Genomic DNA, 15961 nt, shown 5'->3' on the forward strand with positions numbered 1-15961 from the left:
ACGGGGAGAGCGACGGCATCATGGACCGATGAGCTCCGCCGCCGGTCCCCAAGTCCCCAACGTCCGCGGCCCCGTTGCGTTCGACGCGCTGCCCGGGGCGCTGCGCAACGTCGCCTACTCGGCCGCCCGCCATCCGGGAGCCGGGACACCTGAATGCCCGTCACACCCGGCCGGACCTGCGGCGGGTACGGCAGCACCCCCGGACCTCGCCGGCGGCGCCAACTGCCAGCGCTACGCCTATGCCGTGCTGGCCCACTTCGGACTGCGGGTGCCGCCGCTGCGCTCGGCCGAGCTGTGGGCGGACCGCGCGGCGACCCGGCGGGCCGCTCCGCCGGGGCCGCTGGACCTGGTGCTCTTCGACGCCGGTCCGCTCGCCGGGCGGCCGGAGGGATACGGTGCGCACGTCGGCGTCCACGTGGGACCGGATCAGGTGCTGCACCTGTGCCGGGAGGTGGGCCGACCGGCGGTGTGGGGCTACGCCGACTTCGCGGCCCGGGCGCGGTACGCCCGCTTCCTGGGCGCGAAGCGGGTGGTGCCGGACGGCTTCCGGGAGGGGTAGCGGACCGGACCGGCCGGACCGGTCGGAACCGGGCCGGTCAGAAGTCGCCGCCGCCGAAGCCGCCGTCGCCGCCACCCCCGAAGTCCCCACCGCCGCCGAAGCCGCCGCCGAAGTCGCCGGGGTCGAAGTCGGCGCCGGTGACCTCGCCGCCCTCCGCCCCCTGGTGGCCGCCGAGGTCGGCGCCGTAGGCGGGGCCGGTCATCATGAGGTGGCCGAGGGTGGTGCCGATGAGCAGGCCGGGGAGCAGCCCGCCGCCGAAGTAGCCGCCGGCCCAGGGGGCGTAGGCGGGACCCGCGTCCCAGTACGGGCGGTCGCCCTGTGGGGTGCGGACCGTGCGGGCCAGCGGCTCCCGGCCGTCGTCCAGGCGGCTCTTGTCGGCGGCGCAGACCGGGACGGTGCGCTCGGCGCCACCGGGCGGGGCCCAGGTCGCGTCGGTGACCGAGGGACCGTGCCGGGGGTCGAAGAAGCAGGGCAGCCGGCGCTCGGGCAGCGGCCGGCCCTCACGGCGCGCGGCGAGCGCGGCGAGCGCGAAGCGGCCCTCCTCCAGTTCCTTGGTCACCGCCTGGACGTCGCCGGGGTGCTCGGCCGCGGCCATCGCCGACTTGGCGTCCTCGTAGGCGTCCAGGGCGCGGGAGTAGTCGGCGCGCATCGCGTCGTCGGCGCCGGGCTCGGCGGGGTTGAAGTCCAGTCGGTCCAATTCCTCGCCGAAGGCGGTGATGTCCTCGTCGACCACGATCCGCAGGTCTTCGAGGGCGGCGCGCTCCTCCTCGGCCCGCTTGCGGCGGTTGCGGCGGGCGATGGCGTACGCGCCGCCGCCCCCGATGACGATCAGCGCGCCGAGGCCGACCACGGTGCCGGTGTCGATCCCGCCGCTGCCGGTGCCGCCCCAGGAGGCCGGGGCGTGGCCGTGGGCCTCGGTGGCCGCGGTGTCGACGAAGCTGTTGAGGCGCGCGGAGACGGTCGGGTACTGCGAGCGCTTGACGGCGCCGACGAGATTCTGGACCGCGGTGCGCGACATCACCCGGGGGTCGGCGCCGGCGTTGAAGCCGTCGCCGAACTCGACGGCGTAGACCCCGCTGATGCCGACCTTGGTCCGCAGGTCCCGGAGCAGGGTGGACGGCTGGTAGTCGGAGGTCCGGGGCAGGACGGCGACGAAGACCGGCTTGCCGGAGTCCTTGATCTTCTTGGCGAGGGCGTCCGCCTCGCTGGCCGAAAACTGGCCTGTGGCCCGGGGGTCGACGTAGACCGGCCCCTTCCGCAGGGCGGCGGCCGCCTCGTCCAGCCCACCCGCGGCATGCGCGCCGGGCGCGGCCACGGTGACCATCGCGAGGAGGGCCGCCAGCAGCAGGAGCACCGGTCCGATCAGCACACGGCGGGTTGCGGTCTTCATGGCTCCGACGCTACCTGAACGGCACTTTCAAGACACCCTCGCCGGTTTACGGATTTTTTACTCACCGTCGGGGTGCGGCGGGCAGTATCCCGCCGCGCCGCCGAGCTGTCGCGCCGGAGCTGTCCAAGCAGGTGGTCGCCGGGCGCGGGCCTTTGATGATCAAGGTCGCCGGGGATGTTCCGGCTCGTCCCTCCCCGACGACGCCCGGGCGCGCCCCGCGGCAGCGCCGGCGCAAGGACCCGAGGAACGACTCGTCCCTCCCCGAGGAAAGGAGGACGCGATGGGCAAGGTCGCCGAGGCGGCCAACTCCCTCGCCATCGCGGTCGCCGCCACCGCGGTCGGCTGCACGCTGGTCCTCGAACTGGCCCCCGCGCACCATGTGGGCTCCGCCCGCCCCACCGCCCCCACCGTCTCCCCCGCGGTCGCCGCGCGCACCGCGACCACCGGCCGCGCCGCCGTCACCCACCGCGGGCCGGACGTCCCCGAGGACCCCGCCGTCTCGGAGGACCGGGAGGGGCCGGTGGATCGCGACGGGCCGGTGGATCGCGCCGGCTCGGACGATCCGGCGGGCCCGGAGGATCCAGCGGACCCGGGGGTTCCGGAGAACCGGCAGGCTCCGGATGACCAGCAGGCCCCGGACGCCGACGCCGCGGCCGCCGTGCCGGGCCCGGCACGGGCCCGCCCCGCCGATTCCCCGCCGGACGCGGCGGCGCCCGGCACCGGGCGGCCCCCGGCCGGGCGGATCCAGGTCACCGCGCCCGCCGACCAGACGAGCCTGCGGGTCAACGGCAGCTTCCCGGTCGCCTGGACCAACACCACCGGCACCGAGGTGGACGTCTGGTTGAACGCGGCGGCCGGCCCCGGTCGGATACAGCGGCTGGCGCTGGTCTCCCCACGGGCCGGTGCCGGCCGGGCCGGCGAGGTCCTGGTGACCCTGCCCGAGGTGCCGCCCGGCCCGGCCTACGCCCTGGAGGTGACCACCGGCAACGGCACGGCGCACGCCTTCAGCCGACCGTTCGCCGTCACGAACTGACGGGACGACAGCAGGCGGGACTTCGCGGACCTGGCCTAGGGCGCGGCCAGGTCCACCAGGGTGGCCAGCGCGTCCCGGTGGCGCCCCGGCGTGCCGAGGGCGAGTTCGTCGGTCTTGGCGCGCTTGAGGTAGAGGTGGGCGGGGTGCTCCCAGGTCATCCCGATGCCGGCGTGCAGCTGGATGCACTCCTCCGCGGCGCGCACCGCCACCGGCGCGCAGTACGCCTGGGCCACCGCGACCGCCACCGGCGCGTCCGGGCCGTCGCCGGCCAGCGCGTCGGCGGCGTTGCGGGCCGCGGCCCGGGCCGAGGCGACGTCCAACCACAGCGCGGCCATCCGGTGCTTGAGCGCCTGGAACGAGCCGATCGGGCGGCCGAACTGGGTGCGCTCGCCGGTGTACCGCACGGTTTCGGTCAGGCACCACTCGGCGAGACCGAGCTGCTCCGAGGCGAGCAGTCCGGCGCCGGTGCGCAGCGCGCGCTCCACGGCGGCACGGGCCCGCTCCCCGCGGGCCAGCGGGCGGCCGGGGGCGCCCTCGAAGACCACGTGGGCCAGCGGCCGGGTCAGGTCGAGCGGGGTGACCGGCTCGGTGCACACGCCGTCCGCCGCGGTGTCCACCGCGTAGAGCGCCGGGCCGTCCGGGCCCTCGGCCGGGACGAGCAGCAGTCCGGCGCCGGCGGCGTCCGCGACCGAGGTGACCCGCCCGGTGAGCGCGCCGTCGGCGTCCGCCCGTACGGTGGCCGGGCCGGTCCCGCCGGGCGCGGTCGGCAGCGGGACGGCGAGCGCCCCGACGGTGCGGCCCTCGGCGAGGTCGGCCAGCGGGCCGGCGACCTCGGTCCGGTCGGTGTCGCAGCCCAGCAGCGCGGTGACCGCGAGGACCGCGCTGGTCAGATAGGGCACCGGCGCCACCGCGCGGCCCAGTTCCTCCAGGACGACGGCGGCCTCCCGGGGGCCCGCGCCCTGTCCGCCGAACTTCTCGGGGACCAGCAGTCCGGCGGCGCCGATCTCGGAGGTCAGGGACCGCCACAGCTCCGGGTCGTAGGGCCGGCCGGTCTCCAGGGCGGCGAGCACGGTGGCCGGACCGCAGCGGTCGGCGAGCAGGGCCCGTACGGCGGCGCGCAGGGCGTCCTCGTCCTCGGAGTAGAGGAGGTCGGGTTCGGCGGCGGGGGTCGTGGGGGTCATCGGGGGAGGTCCTTCCACGCGACGTCCTTGTCGGTGCGCGGCTCGGGCGGCAGGCCCAGGACGCGCTCGGCGACGATGTTGAGCAGCACTTCGGAGGTGCCTCCCTCGATGGAGTTCCCCTTGGCACGCAGATAGCGGTAGCCGGCCTCACGGCCGGTGAAGTCGACGCCCTCGGGGCGGCGCAACGTCCAGTCGTCGTAGGTGAGTCCGTCCTCGCCGAGGAACTCCACCTCCCAGCCGCTGATCTGCTGGGCGAGCCGGGCGAAGGCCAGTTTCATGCCGCTGCCCTCGGGGCCGGGCTGGCCCGTGGGGGTGCCTCCCGCTCGAACGGAGTTGAGCGTGCGGGAGAGTTGCTGGCGCAGCCGTTCGCCGGTGAGGCGGGCGACCTCGGCCTCCACCCAGAGGGTCAGCAGCCGCCGGTGCAGGTCGTGGGTGCGCAGCTCGGGGCGGTCGCGCCAAGCCGCCGCGGCCACGCCGATCATCCCACCCTCGCGGGCGCTGCGGGCGCCGCCGATGGCGACCCGTTCGTTCATCAGGGTGGTGCGGGCGACCTGCCAGCCGTCGCCGACGGCGCCGAGGCGCTGGGCGTCGGGGATCCGCACGCCGCTGAGGAAGACCTCGTTGAACTCCGCCTCGCCGGTGATCTGGCGCAGCGGGCGCACCTCGACGCCGGGGTCGGTCATGTCGCAGACGAAGTACGTCAGCCCCTGGTGCTTGGGCACGGCGGGGTCGGTGCGGGCGACCAGGATCGCCCAGCGCGCCAGATGGGCGCTGGAGGTCCAGACCTTCTGCCCGTCCACCACCCAGTTGCCGTTGTCGTCCCGGACGGCGCGGGTGGCCAGCGCGGCCAGGTCGGAGCCGGCGCCGGGCTCGCTGAACAGTTGGCACCACACCTCCTCGCCGGTCCACAGGGGCCGCAGGAAGCGCTGTTTCTGCTCCTCGGTGCCGTAGCGGAGGATCGTCGGGGCGGCCATGCCCAGGCCGATGCCGATCCGGCCGGGGTCGTTGTCCGGGGCGCCGGCGGCGGCGAGTTCGGCGTCCACGACGGCCTGAAGGGAGCGCGGGGCGTCCAGGCCGCCCAGGCCCTCGGGGAAGTGCACCCAGGCGAGCCCGGCGTCGAAGCGGGCGCGCAGGAAGTCCAGCCGGTCGGTGTCGGACCAAAGATGCGGGCCCGCAGGGCCCTCGGCCAAGGGCGGTGCTGGGCGACGGGTGGGCGGGTGGGTGGCGAGCAGTTCGGCGGTGCGCCGGCGCAGGTCGGCGGCGTCGGTCATCGGTTCTCCTCCGTTCCGGGAACCACCACGAGGCGGCCGACGGAGTCCCCGTCGGCGACCCGTTGGACGGCGTCGGCGGCCCCCGCCAAGGGGACCCGGTCGCCGATCAGGGGCTTGATCGCCCCCTGGGCGGCGAGCTCGGTCAGCTCCTCGTGGCAGGCGTCGACGGCGGCCGGGTCCTTGGTGTTGTACAGGCCCCAGTGCAGGCCCAGGATCGCGTAGTTCTTGACCAGGGCGTGGTTGAGGGCCGGGGTGGGGATGGCGCCGCTGGCGAAGCCGACGACGAGGATCCGGCCCTCGAAGGCGATGCACTTGGTGGACTTGGCGTACGCGTCGCCGCCCACCGGGTCGTAGACCACGTCCGCGCCCCGTCCGCCGGTGGCCTCCTTCACCGCCGCGACGAGGTCGTCGGATCGCCGGTCGAGGACCAGGTCGCAGCCCAACTCGCCGGCGGTGCGGGCCTTTTCGGGGCCGCCCACGACGCCGATGACCCGGGCGCCGGCGGCCCGGCCGAGCTGGACCGCGGCGCTGCCGACGCCGCCGGCCGCGGCGTGCACCAGCAGCGTCTCGCCCGCCTGGAGCCGGGCCCGGCGGTGCAGTCCGAACCAGCCGGTCTGGTAGCCGATGTGCAGTGCGGCGGCCTCGGCGTCGTCCAGTGCCTCGGGGGCCGGCCGGACCGCCGCGGCGTCGGCGACGGCGAGCTCCGCGAAGCCGCCGCCGGGCAGTGCCGGCTGGGCCAGCACCCGCGCGCCGACCTCGCCGGTCGCGCCGTCGCCCACCGCCAGCACCTCGCCGCAGATCTCCACGCCGGGGGTGAACGGGAGCGGCGGCCGGACCTGGTACTGGCCCCGGCACAGCAGCGCGTCGGGGAAGTTGACGTTGGCGGCCCGCACCCGCAGCAGCAGCTGGCCGGGGCCGGGCTGCGGGTCCGGTACCTCCTCCAGCCGCATCACCGCTCGCGGCTCCCCGTTCGCGTGCACGCGCCATGCCTTCACGTGATGCCTCCACAGACCTGAAGTCGTACGGCCGATGCGAGGGCCGGATCCGGCCCTCGCCACGGGCATACTAAGCAGTCGGTAACGTCCAGGGAACAGTTCCGGCCGGCCCCGTCGCGGGTGATCCGGCGGGCCCGGGCGGGCCCCGGCCGGCAGCCTGCCCCTGACAGGGACAGGCGGCCCGGCCACCGCGTGACGCACACTGGCGGGCATGGACGCATCCGCCGCCACCGGCCCCTCCGCGCTGGGGGACTTCCTGCGCACCCGCCGCGCCCGGCTGCAGCCGGAGGACGTCGGCCTGGTCTCCTACGGGGCGCGCCGCCGGGTCCCCGGGCTGCGGCGCGAGGAGCTCGCCCAGCTCGCCGGCGTCAGCGTCGCCTACTACACCCGCCTCGAACAGGGCCAGAGCCACAACGCCTCGGAGGGCGTGCTGGACGCCCTGGCCCGGGCGCTGCGGCTGACCCCCGACGAGCGCGCCCATCTGCGGCAGCTCGCCCGCCCGACGCCGAACCGGCGCCGCCCGGCGGTCCGCCCCGACACCGCCCGCCCCGGCGTGCGGCAGCTGCTCGCCGCCGTGGAGGGCGTGCCGGCCCTCGCCCTCGGGCCGCGCTTCGAGGTGCTGGCGTGGAACCGCCTCGGGCACGCCCTGATCGCCGGCCATCTGGACTTCGACAGCCCGTCCCGTCCGCCGGACCGGCCCAACACCCAGCGGCTGCTCTTCCTCGACCCGCACACCCGCGAGCTCTACCCCCAACGTGAGGAGGAGACCCGGCGCGCGGTCGCCTCCCTGCGGGTGGCCGCCGGGCAGCGCCCCGACGACCAGCAACTGGCCGAGCTGATCGGCGAGTTGTCCATGAAGAGCACCGAGTTCAGCGGTCTGTGGTCGCGCCACGTGGTCAACAACTGCACCTTCGGCACCAAGCACTTCCGCCATCCGCTGGTGGGCGAACTGGCCCTGGACTTCGAGATGATGCAGACCCCCGACGGCTCCGGCCAGGGCGTCCTGATGTTCTCCGCCCCCGCGGGCTCGCCCTCCGAGGCCGCGCTACGACTGCTCGCCGCGGAACGCGGCCCAGACGTCCGGGTCCTCGAACCCCAGCGCCCATAGGCCCCGGCCCCGCACCCCGTACTCCGCCAGCAGCGGCAGCTGCGCCCGGACGCCCCGCGCGTCCTGGTACCAGACCTCGTGCCGCTCGCCGCCACGCGCGTAGCGGAAGTGCGGGGTGCCGGAGACCTCGTCGAAGGTGTACGGGGCGCCCACCCGCTTCCGCAGCGCCTCGGCCTCGTGCCAGGTCACGTGCGTGGCGCGCCGGCCGCTGCCCGGCACCCAGTCCCAGCCGTATCCGGGGAACGCCAGCTCGATCCGGTCCCGGGGCACCTCGGCGGTGGCCTGGCGCAGGATCTCCGCGTACCACTCCTTCGAGGACAGCGGTCCCGGCTCCCCCATGGACCAGTGCAGGTCGTAGCCCATGTACCGCACGGTGTCGGCGAGCGCGCCCAGCTTCCGGTAATCGAAGGCCGCGCCAGCGCCGCGGGTCCGTGGCATCACCGTCACCACGCACGCCTTGCCGCTGCCGTGCAGCCGGGCGCAGAGCTCGCCGACGAGCGTGACGTAGCCACTGCGCACCCGCGCCCGAGCCGCCGCGTCGCCGGTCACAGCCATCGTCTCGTAGTCCAGGTCGATGCCGTCGTACCCCTGGCGCGCCACCGTCGCCACCAGCGCGTCGACATGGGTCCGGCGCCGCGCCGGGTCGTGCAGCAGTGCCTCCATCGCCGTGGCGTCCGGCGTCTCGGTCACCGTGGGCACCACCGCGATGCCGGCCCGGTGCAGCCCCGCCACCATGTCCGGGCGGACCGCGCCGGGCCGGCCGGTGACCGCGCGCTCGGACGTCGCCTCGTACCAGAAGGGGCTGACCGTGTGCAGCTGCCCGGCGTGCGCCAGCGCGTCCCGGTAGGCCCCCTCGACGTCACCCCAGAACGGCAGCCACGCCGACATCCCGCGCTCCCGTGTCCGGGGCGCGGGAGCCGCCCCGGACGGCAGCACCGCCCCCGCCACCAACACCAGGGCCAGCAACAGCACTCCGCCGGCCCGCTTCCGCACCCGCCACGTCCACGTCATGTCCCGAGCCTCGCCCGATCCGGCCCCCGGCACTCCTCGACGCGGCCGAACGGCGGGATGGCGGCTACCCCGTGCCGTCGAGCCGCCGGCACAGCCGCCGGGCCTGCCGTTCCGCGGTGCCGGGCGGGTTCCGCGGGTGCGCCGGGTCGTCGTGCGCGAGCAGGAAGAGCCAGACCAGGGCGAGCAGGGTGCGGCAGTCCCGGAGGCGGGTGGCTTCGGCCGGCCCGGATCGCCGCCCGGACGGTCGGGGCGAGTCCCCGTTGCGGCGGCGTCGCGTACCAGGCGCGCACCCGCGCGACGGTGTCCCGTTGGTGGCCGTGGCGCAGGGGGAGCCGGGCCAGCTCGTCGGGCGGGAGCGCGGCGTGGAGGGTGCGGACGGTCTGCGCCCAGGCGGCCAACTGCCGTTCGATCAGGGGGGTTTCCACGCAAGGGGGTGCCGGGCAGCCGGGACATCACCAGGGTGGGCGGTTCGCCGGCGTGCGCCGGGGCGCGGGCGCTCAGCAGGGCCGGGGCGCCGCCCGGGGCGTTGCTGCCGAGCAGGGTCAGCGCGCGCCGTTCGCGCTCATAGGGGCCGGGCCCTTCGGCGGCGCGGAAGCGTTTGACGACCCGGTCCGGGTGGAGGGTGACGTCGTGGGTGTGCCAGCGGCCCGTTCCGGAGGGCGCGGGTGGCGGTGTCCGGTGGGTGTTCACCGGACGGACGGTGACACGGGCGGGGGGCCGCGGCAAGGACGGCGGCCGGCGACGCGGGGCGGTCGCCGGCCGCGAGGGCGGTCGGTCGTCGTTCAGGTCGTGGTCGGGGCCGGGGTGCGTTCGCCGGGACGGGTCTCCTCGATCCGGCCGGCCGCGAGGGCCTCGGCGAGGGTGAGGCGGTCCTGGGCCAGGGCGACGCAGGTGGCGGCGTCCATGCGCAGGACGGTGTCGGGGTGGGTGGCGGGGCCGTCGGCGTAGCGGGCGGCGGCCGGGCCGTCCGGGTCGAGGACGATGTGGAAGGCGCCCTCGTCCAGGGCGATGTCGATGACGCGGACCGTGTCGCCGGGGTAGTGCCGGGCGAGCCGGGCCATCAGCGGGACCGCGGACCAGTGGGCGCGGACCGCGTCGGTGGGGCGCCGCTCGTCGAGGGCCGGGGCGCCCCAGTCGGCGAGCGCGGTCAGGGCCGGGAGCAGGGCGCGGCCGCGCGGGGTGAGTTCGTAGACGAAGGCGGCGCCCGGCGGGGGGAGGCGGCGGCGGGTGAGCAGTTCGTCGCGCTCCATGTCCTTCAGGCGGGAGGCGAGCATGTCGGTACTGACGCCCGGCAGGTCGGCGTGCAGGTCGGTGTAGCGGCGGGAGCCGCCCAGCAGTTCCCGGACGATCAGCAGCGTCCAACGGTCGCCGACGGCGTCCAGGGCCCGGGCGACGGCGCAGTACTGGTCATAACTTCGGCGCGGCATGACACCAGCATAGACATGTGATTGGATTTTCCAAGCTAGAAGTTGGGAAAACCAAGTACGGTGTCACGCGTGCTGCCGCGCCCCGCGGCGGGCGAGAGGACCAGGGAGGCCGCCGCATGCAGTTCAAGCAGTCCAGCAAGATGGCCGACGTCTGCTACGAGATCCGCGGGCCAGTGATCGAGCACGCGGACGCGTTGGAGGAAGCCGGCCACAGCGTGCTGCGGCTGAACACCGGCAATCCGGCGCTGTTCGGCTTCGAGTGCCCGGAGGAGATCCTCCAGGACGTGATGCGCAACCTCTCCCGCGCGCACGGCTACACCGAGTCCCGGGGCATCCTCGCCGCCCGCCGCGCGGTGGCCCAGCGCTACCAGGAGGCCGGGCTGACGGACGTCGACGTCGACGACGTCTATCTGGGCAACGGCGTCTCCGAGCTGGTCTCGATGGCGGTCCAGGCACTGCTGGACGACGGGGACGAAGTCCTCATCCCGGCACCCGACTTCCCGCTGTGGACGGCCGTCACCAGCCTGGCCGGCGGCAAGCCGGTGCACTACCTGTGCGACGAGTCCGCCGACTGGCTGCCGGACCTCGACGACCTCGCCTCGAAGATCACCGACCGGACCCGGGCGCTGGTCATCATCAACCCCAACAACCCCACCGGCGCGGTCTATCCGCGCGAGCTGCTGGAGGGCATGCTCGACCTGGCCCGCCGCCACCAGTTGATGGTCTTCGCCGACGAGATCTACGACCGGATCCTGTACGACGACTCCGTCCACCACCACGCCGCGGTGCTCGCCCCGGACCTGGTGTGCCTGACCTTCAGCGGTCTGTCCAAGTCCTACCGGGTGGCCGGGTTCCGCTCCGGCTGGCTGGTGGTCTCCGGCCCCAAGGAGCACGCCGCGGACTACCTCGAAGGCTTGGGCACCCTCGCCTCCATGCGACTGTGCCCCAACGCCCCGGCGCAGTACGCGATCCAGGCGGCGCTCGGCGGCCGGCAGACCATCAAGGACCTGGTCCTCCCCGGCGGCCGGCTGCGCGAACAGCGCGACCGGGCCTGGGAGCGGCTCAACGAGATCCCGGGCGTCTCCTGCGTCAAGCCCAAGGGCGCGCTGTACGCGTTCCCCCGCCTCGACCCGGCGGTCCACAAGATCCACGACGACGAGAAGTTCGTGCTCGACCTGCTGCTGCGGGAGAAGATCCAGGTCGTCCAGGGCACCGGCTTCAACTGGCCGCGCCCGGACCACTTCCGGATCCTCACCCTCCCGCACGCCGACGACCTCGATGCGGCGATCGGCCGGATCGGACGCTTCCTCGCCGGGTACCGGCAGTAGGGCGGGCGGCGCGGCCGGGGCACCCGCCGTCCCGGCCGCGACCACGGTCGCGCACCACCCGAACGGGTGTACTGGTTTCCCCGCATTGCTCCCCCGTCCCACCTGCCCGGTCCTCCGTGCCGGCCCGCCCGCCGCGGGCAGGCGCTCTTGAGCGGACCGCCCGCAGCGGCTTAGGTGGAGGGCGGCAATCCTGCCGCCGCCCGGAGGGGAGAGGGAAGCGATGCCCGTACGACCGTCGGTATCGGAAGCGGAACTTGAGGCGCACCTGAGTGGGATCTGTTTCAAGACGGGCCCGCCGCGCCGCATAGGCGTCGAGATAGAACTGCTGGTCCACGACGCGCACAACCCCCGATGTCCGGTCTCACCGGATCGGATGCACCAGGCGGCCCGCGCACTGCGCGCCCAGCCGCTGTACTCCTGCCTCACCTTCGAACCCGGCGGCCAGCTGGAGCTCAGCTCGCTGCCCGCCGACTCCCTCACCGCCTGCGTCGAGGCGGTGGCCGCCGATCTCGCCCGGGTCCGGCCCGTCCTGCGGGAACTGGGCCTCGGTCTCGCGGGCCACGGCCACAATCCCTGGCACCCGCCCCGACGGGTTCTCACCGCACCGCGCTACAACGCCATGGAGGCGTACTTCGACCGGCACGGACCGGCCGGCCGGTCCATGATGTGCGGCACCGCCTCCGTGCAGGTCTGCGTGGACGCCGGTCACGAGGAGCCGGGGCCGCTGGGGCTCGGCAGACGGTGGCTGCTGGCGCACCTGCTGGGCGCCGTGCTGGCCGCCGCGTTCGCCAACTCCCCGCTCGCCGAGGGGCGCCCGACGGGCTACCGCACCACCCGCCAGGCCATCTGGACGCAGATCGACCCGGGCCGCACCCTCGCCCCGCCCCAGGACGCGGAGCCGCGCACCGCGTGGGCCCGCTACGCCCTGGACGCCCCGGTGATGTGCGTCCGGAGCCAGGACGGCCCCTGGGACGTCCCGGAGGGCCTCACCTTCCGCGAGTGGATCCGCACCGGACTGCCCCGGCCGGTGACGCGGGAGGACCTGGACTACCACGTCACCACGCTCTTCCCGCCGGTGCGGCCGCGCGGTCATCTGGAGCTGCGGATGATCGACGCGCAGCCGGGCCCGGACGGGTGGATCGTGCCGCTGGCCGTCACCGCCGCCCTGTTCGACGATCCGGAGGCGGCCGAGTTCGCCTATCGGACCGTCAAACCCCTTGCAGAGACCGCCGGCCTGCGCCCGCCGCCGGAGAACCCGCTGTGGCGGACCGCGGCCCGGGACGGGCTCACCGACCCCGAGCTGGGCGCCGCCGCGGTCGCCTGCTTCGCCGCCGCGCAGGAGGCGCTGCCGCGGCTGGGCGCCGCCCCCGGGATCCGCGCGGCGGTCGCGGAGTTCACCGAGCGCTATGTGGCGCGCGGCCGGTGCCCCGCCGACGACCAGCTGAACGCGCTGCCCGCGGCGGACGCCGGCGGCCCGGACCCGGCGGGCGGCGGGCCCGGCACCGCGGCCGAGGGCCGCCTCATCCGTGGGAAGGACAGCCTGTGACCATCGACCCCGAGCCGTTCCGGGAGCGGGCCGCCGCGGCGCTGCTCGCCGCCCGCGACCGCACCCGCCTGCTGACCGGCTGCGTCGAGGACCCCGACCTGGTCGCCCAGCACTCGCCGCTGATGTCCCCACTGGTGTGGGACCTGACGCACATCGGCAACCAAGAGGAGCAGTGGCTGCTGCGCACCGTCGGCGGTCGTGACGCGCTGCGCCCGGACATCGACTCCGTCTACGACGCCTTCGAGCACCCGCGGGCCGAGCGGCCCGCGCTGCCGCTGCTGCCGCCGACCGAGGCCCGCGACTATGTGGCCGAGGTCCGCGGCCGGGTGCTGGACGTCCTGGAGCGCGCCGAGCTGCACGGCGGCCCACTGCTGTCGGCCGGCTTCGCCTTCGGGATGATCGCCCAGCACGAACAGCAGCACGACGAGACGATGCTGATCACCCATCAGCTGCGGAAGGGCCCGCCGGTGCTCACCGCACCCGAGCCGCCGCCCGCGCCCACCGGCCCCCTGCCGTCCGAAGTGCTGGTCCCCGGCGGGCCGTTCCTGATGGGGACGTCCACCGAGCCCTGGGCGCTGGACAACGAACGCCCCGCACACCGGCGGACGGTGCCGTCGTTCTTCCTCGACACCACCCCGGTGAGCAACGGCGCCTACCAGCGCTTCATCGAGGACGGCGGCTACGACGACCCGCGCTGGTGGGCCCCGGAGGGCTGGGCGCAGGTCGGCGAACACCGTCTGCGGGCACCGCTGTTCTGGCGGCTGGAGGGCCGGCAGTGGCTGCGCCGCCGGTTCGGGGTGACCGAGCCGGTGCCGCCGGACGAGCCGGTGCTGCACGTCAGTTGGTACGAGGCGGACGCGTACGCGCGGTGGGCCGGGCGGCGGCTGCCCACGGAGGCCGAGTGGGAGAAGGCGGCCCGCCACGACCCGGCGTCCGGGCGGGACCGGCGCTACCCGTGGGGCGACGCGGACCCGTCCCCGGAGCACGCCAACCTCGGCCAGCGGCACCTGCGGCCGGCCCCGGTCGGCAGCTACCCCGACGGCGCCTCGCCGCTCGGCGTCCACCAGTTGATCGGCGACGTCTGGGAGTGGACGGCAAGCGACTTCCTGCCCTACCCCGGCTTCGCCGCGTTCCCCTACCGGGAGTACTCCGAGGTGTTCTTCGGCAGCGCGCACAAGGTGCTGCGCGGCGGCTCGTTCGCCGTCGACCCGGTCGCCTGCCGCGGCACCTTCCGCAACTGGGACCTCCCGGTGCGGCGGCAGATCTTCGCCGGGTTCCGCACCGCGCGGGACGCCGGGCCGGCGGCCGAGGACCTCATCTGATGTGCCGTCATCTCGCCTATCTGGGGCCGGAGACACCGCTCGGTCAGGTGGTGCTGGCGCCGCCGCACGGGCTGTACCGGCAGTCCTGGGCGCCGCGCCACCAGCGGCACGGCACGGTCAACGCGGACGGCTTCGGCGTCGGCTGGTACGCGCCCGGCGACCCGGTGCCGGCCCGCTACCGCCGGGCCGGCCCGATCTGGGCCGACGAGCAACTGCCCGACCTGGCCCGGGTGATCCGCACCGGGGCGCTGCTGGCCGCGGTCCGGGACGCCACCGTGGCCGGCGCCGACGCCGAGGCCGCCGCCGCGCCGTTCGCCTCCGGGCGGTACCTCTTCAGCCACAACGGCGCGGTGGCCGGCTGGCCGGACGCCCTGGCGCCGCTGGCCGCCGGGCTGCCCGCGGCGGAGCTGCTGCGGCTCCAGGCCCGCAGCGACACCGCGTTCCTGTGGGCCCTGGTGCACCACCGGCTGGCCGCCGGCGACGACCTGGGGCGGGCGCTGGCCGGCACGGTGGAGGGGGTCGCCGAGGCGGCCCCCGGTTCCCGGCTCAACCTGCTGCTCACCGACGGCACCGGCATCGCCGCCACCACCTGGGGCGACACCCTGTTCCACCGCGCCGTCCCCGGCGGCGGCCGGGTCGTCGCCTCCGAACCCTATGACGACTCCCCCCACTGGACCGAGGTCCCCGAGAGCACGCTGCTGTGCGCCACTCGCACCGAGGTCCACCTCACCCCGCTCAAGGAGCCCGCAACGTGAGCCCGCTCAGCATCACCCGCACCCTGCCCGCCGACGCCACCGCGGCCGCACTGCGCGCCGATGTCGTCGCGGGACTGTCCCGCACGCCCAAGCAGCTGCCGCCGAAGTGGTTCTACGACGCCCGCGGCAGCGAGCTGTTCGACGAGATCACCACCCTGTCCGAGTACTACCCCACCCGCGCCGAACGCGAGATCCTGCTGGCCACCGCGGACCGGATCGCCGCCGCCACCGGTGCCCGCACCCTCATCGAGCTGGGCTCCGGCTCGTCCGACAAGACCCGCCACCTGCTGCGCGCGCTCACCGACCTGCACACCTACCTGCCGGTCGACGTCAGCGAGTCCGCGCTGCGGGCGGCCGGCGAGGGGCTGCTGGCCGAGCACCCCGGGCTGACCGTGCACGCCCTGGTCGCCGACTTCCAGCAGGGTCTCACCCTGCCGCCCGCGCCCGGGCCGCGACTGCTGGCCTTCCTCGGCGGCACCATCGGCAACCTCCTGCCGGACGAGCGGGCCGCGTTCCTGCGCGCCGTGCACGACCTGCTCGCGCCCGGCGACGCCCTGCTGCTCGGCACCGACCTGGTCAAGGACGAGGCCACCCTGGTCGCCGCGTACGACGACGCCCGCAGGGTGACGGCCGCCTTCAACAAGAACGTCCTGGCGGTCATCAACCGCGAGCTGGGCGGCGACTTCGACCCGGAGGCGTTCGACCACGTCGCGCGGTGGAACGCCGCACAGGAGTGGATCGAGATGCGGCTGCGGGCCCGCACGGAACTGACCGTCAAGATCCCAGACGTGGACCTCATCGTGCCGTTCGCGGCCGGTGAGGAGCTGCGCACGGAGATCTCCGCGAAGTTCCGGGAGGAGGGGGTGCGCACCGAACTCGCCGCCGCCGGGCTGCGGCTGACCGAGTGGTGGACCGACCGCGCCGGCCGGTTCGCGCTGTCGCTGGCGCTGCGGGTCTGACCCGTTCCGGCCACCGGGTGCCCTGTCCCCCGCCGATGTGGTTCGATGCCCCGATCGCACATCCGTACGTGTCGCC

The 15961-nt window shown here is 75.2% G+C and carries 14 protein-coding genes; 8 read left to right on the forward strand and 6 right to left on the reverse strand.

Going from position 1 to position 15961, the window contains the following annotated elements:
* The first annotated feature begins 28 nt into the window (after positions 1 to 28).
* Positions 29 to 559: a cell wall hydrolase gene (locus JNO44_RS39725; protein ID WP_205368828.1), complete on the forward strand. Its 531-nt coding sequence runs from the start codon at positions 29 to 31 to the stop codon at positions 557 to 559.
* 37 nt (positions 560 to 596) lie between these two features.
* On the opposite strand, the gene JNO44_RS39730 is transcribed toward JNO44_RS39725, so the two are convergent.
* A complete protein-coding gene (locus JNO44_RS39730) occupies positions 597 to 1949 on the reverse strand; it encodes a hypothetical protein (protein ID WP_205368829.1) in 1353 nt (450 codons plus the stop codon).
* Between the two features lie 280 nt (positions 1950 to 2229).
* Here JNO44_RS39730 and JNO44_RS39735 point away from each other — a divergent pair, with 280 nt between their 5' ends.
* The gene (locus JNO44_RS39735; protein WP_205368830.1) at positions 2230 to 2982 is read left to right on the forward strand and encodes a hypothetical protein; all 753 of its coding nucleotides are present in this window, start codon (positions 2230 to 2232) and stop codon (positions 2980 to 2982) included.
* 35 nt (positions 2983 to 3017) lie between these two features.
* Here JNO44_RS39735 and JNO44_RS39740 read toward each other — a convergent pair whose 3' ends face one another.
* From JNO44_RS39740 to JNO44_RS39750, 3 genes are read right to left on the reverse strand one after another with little or no spacing between them, the layout of a single operon-like run.
* Complete coding sequence (locus JNO44_RS39740) at positions 3018 to 4163, reverse strand: acyl-CoA dehydrogenase family protein (protein ID WP_205368831.1); 1146 nt, start codon at positions 4161 to 4163, stop codon at positions 3018 to 3020.
* Positions 4160 to 5434, reverse strand: a complete 1275-nt coding sequence (locus tag JNO44_RS39745) for an acyl-CoA dehydrogenase family protein (RefSeq protein WP_205368832.1) — start codon at positions 5432 to 5434, stop codon at positions 4160 to 4162. The genes JNO44_RS39740 and JNO44_RS39745 overlap by 4 nt, the downstream gene beginning before the upstream one ends.
* Positions 5431 to 6429, reverse strand: coding sequence for an NADPH:quinone oxidoreductase family protein (locus tag JNO44_RS39750; RefSeq protein WP_205368833.1), 999 nt, complete (start codon positions 6427 to 6429; stop codon positions 5431 to 5433). The genes JNO44_RS39745 and JNO44_RS39750 overlap by 4 nt, the downstream gene beginning before the upstream one ends.
* Positions 6430 to 6640: 211 nt before the next feature.
* Here JNO44_RS39750 and JNO44_RS39755 point away from each other — a divergent pair, with 211 nt between their 5' ends.
* The gene (locus JNO44_RS39755; protein ID WP_205368834.1) at positions 6641 to 7537 is read left to right on the forward strand and encodes a helix-turn-helix transcriptional regulator; all 897 of its coding nucleotides are present in this window, start codon (positions 6641 to 6643) and stop codon (positions 7535 to 7537) included.
* Here the strand turns inward: JNO44_RS39755 and JNO44_RS39760 are convergent.
* Together JNO44_RS39760 and JNO44_RS39765 are read right to left on the reverse strand one after the other, a co-directional pair.
* Positions 7475 to 8548: a glycosyl hydrolase family 18 protein gene (locus JNO44_RS39760; protein ID WP_205368835.1), complete on the reverse strand. Its 1074-nt coding sequence runs from the start codon at positions 8546 to 8548 to the stop codon at positions 7475 to 7477. The genes JNO44_RS39755 and JNO44_RS39760 overlap by 63 nt on opposite strands.
* Before the next feature lie 782 nt (positions 8549 to 9330).
* The gene (locus JNO44_RS39765; protein ID WP_205368836.1) at positions 9331 to 9975 is read right to left on the reverse strand and encodes a winged helix-turn-helix transcriptional regulator; all 645 of its coding nucleotides are present in this window, start codon (positions 9973 to 9975) and stop codon (positions 9331 to 9333) included.
* 116 nt (positions 9976 to 10091) lie between these two features.
* Here JNO44_RS39765 and JNO44_RS39770 point away from each other — a divergent pair, with 116 nt between their 5' ends.
* The 5 genes from JNO44_RS39770 to egtD all read left to right on the forward strand — a co-directional run bounded on the left by JNO44_RS39770 (position 10092) and on the right by egtD (position 15885).
* The gene (locus JNO44_RS39770) at positions 10092 to 11303 is read left to right on the forward strand and encodes a pyridoxal phosphate-dependent aminotransferase (protein ID WP_039630668.1); all 1212 of its coding nucleotides are present in this window, start codon (positions 10092 to 10094) and stop codon (positions 11301 to 11303) included.
* 220 nt (positions 11304 to 11523) lie between these two features.
* On the forward strand, positions 11524 to 12849 hold the full coding sequence (egtA, locus tag JNO44_RS39775; protein ID WP_205368837.1) for an ergothioneine biosynthesis glutamate--cysteine ligase EgtA: 1326 nt from the start codon (positions 11524 to 11526) through the stop codon (positions 12847 to 12849).
* Entirely contained in the window at positions 12846 to 14171 is a 1326-nt protein-coding gene (gene egtB, locus JNO44_RS39780; protein ID WP_205368838.1) for an ergothioneine biosynthesis protein EgtB, read from the forward strand. Before egtA ends, egtB begins: the two co-directional genes overlap by 4 nt.
* Complete coding sequence (gene egtC, locus JNO44_RS39785; RefSeq protein WP_205368839.1) at positions 14171 to 14926, forward strand: ergothioneine biosynthesis protein EgtC; 756 nt, start codon at positions 14171 to 14173, stop codon at positions 14924 to 14926. Before egtB ends, egtC begins: the two co-directional genes overlap by 1 nt.
* Entirely contained in the window at positions 14923 to 15885 is a 963-nt protein-coding gene (egtD, locus tag JNO44_RS39790) for an L-histidine N(alpha)-methyltransferase (RefSeq protein ID WP_205368840.1), read from the forward strand. Before egtC ends, egtD begins: the two co-directional genes overlap by 4 nt.
* Positions 15886 to 15961: the final 76 nt, after the last annotated feature.

The organism is Streptomyces noursei, assembly GCF_016917755.1.
GTDB classification, from domain to species: Bacteria; Actinomycetota; Actinomycetes; order Streptomycetales; family Streptomycetaceae; genus Streptomyces; species Streptomyces yunnanensis.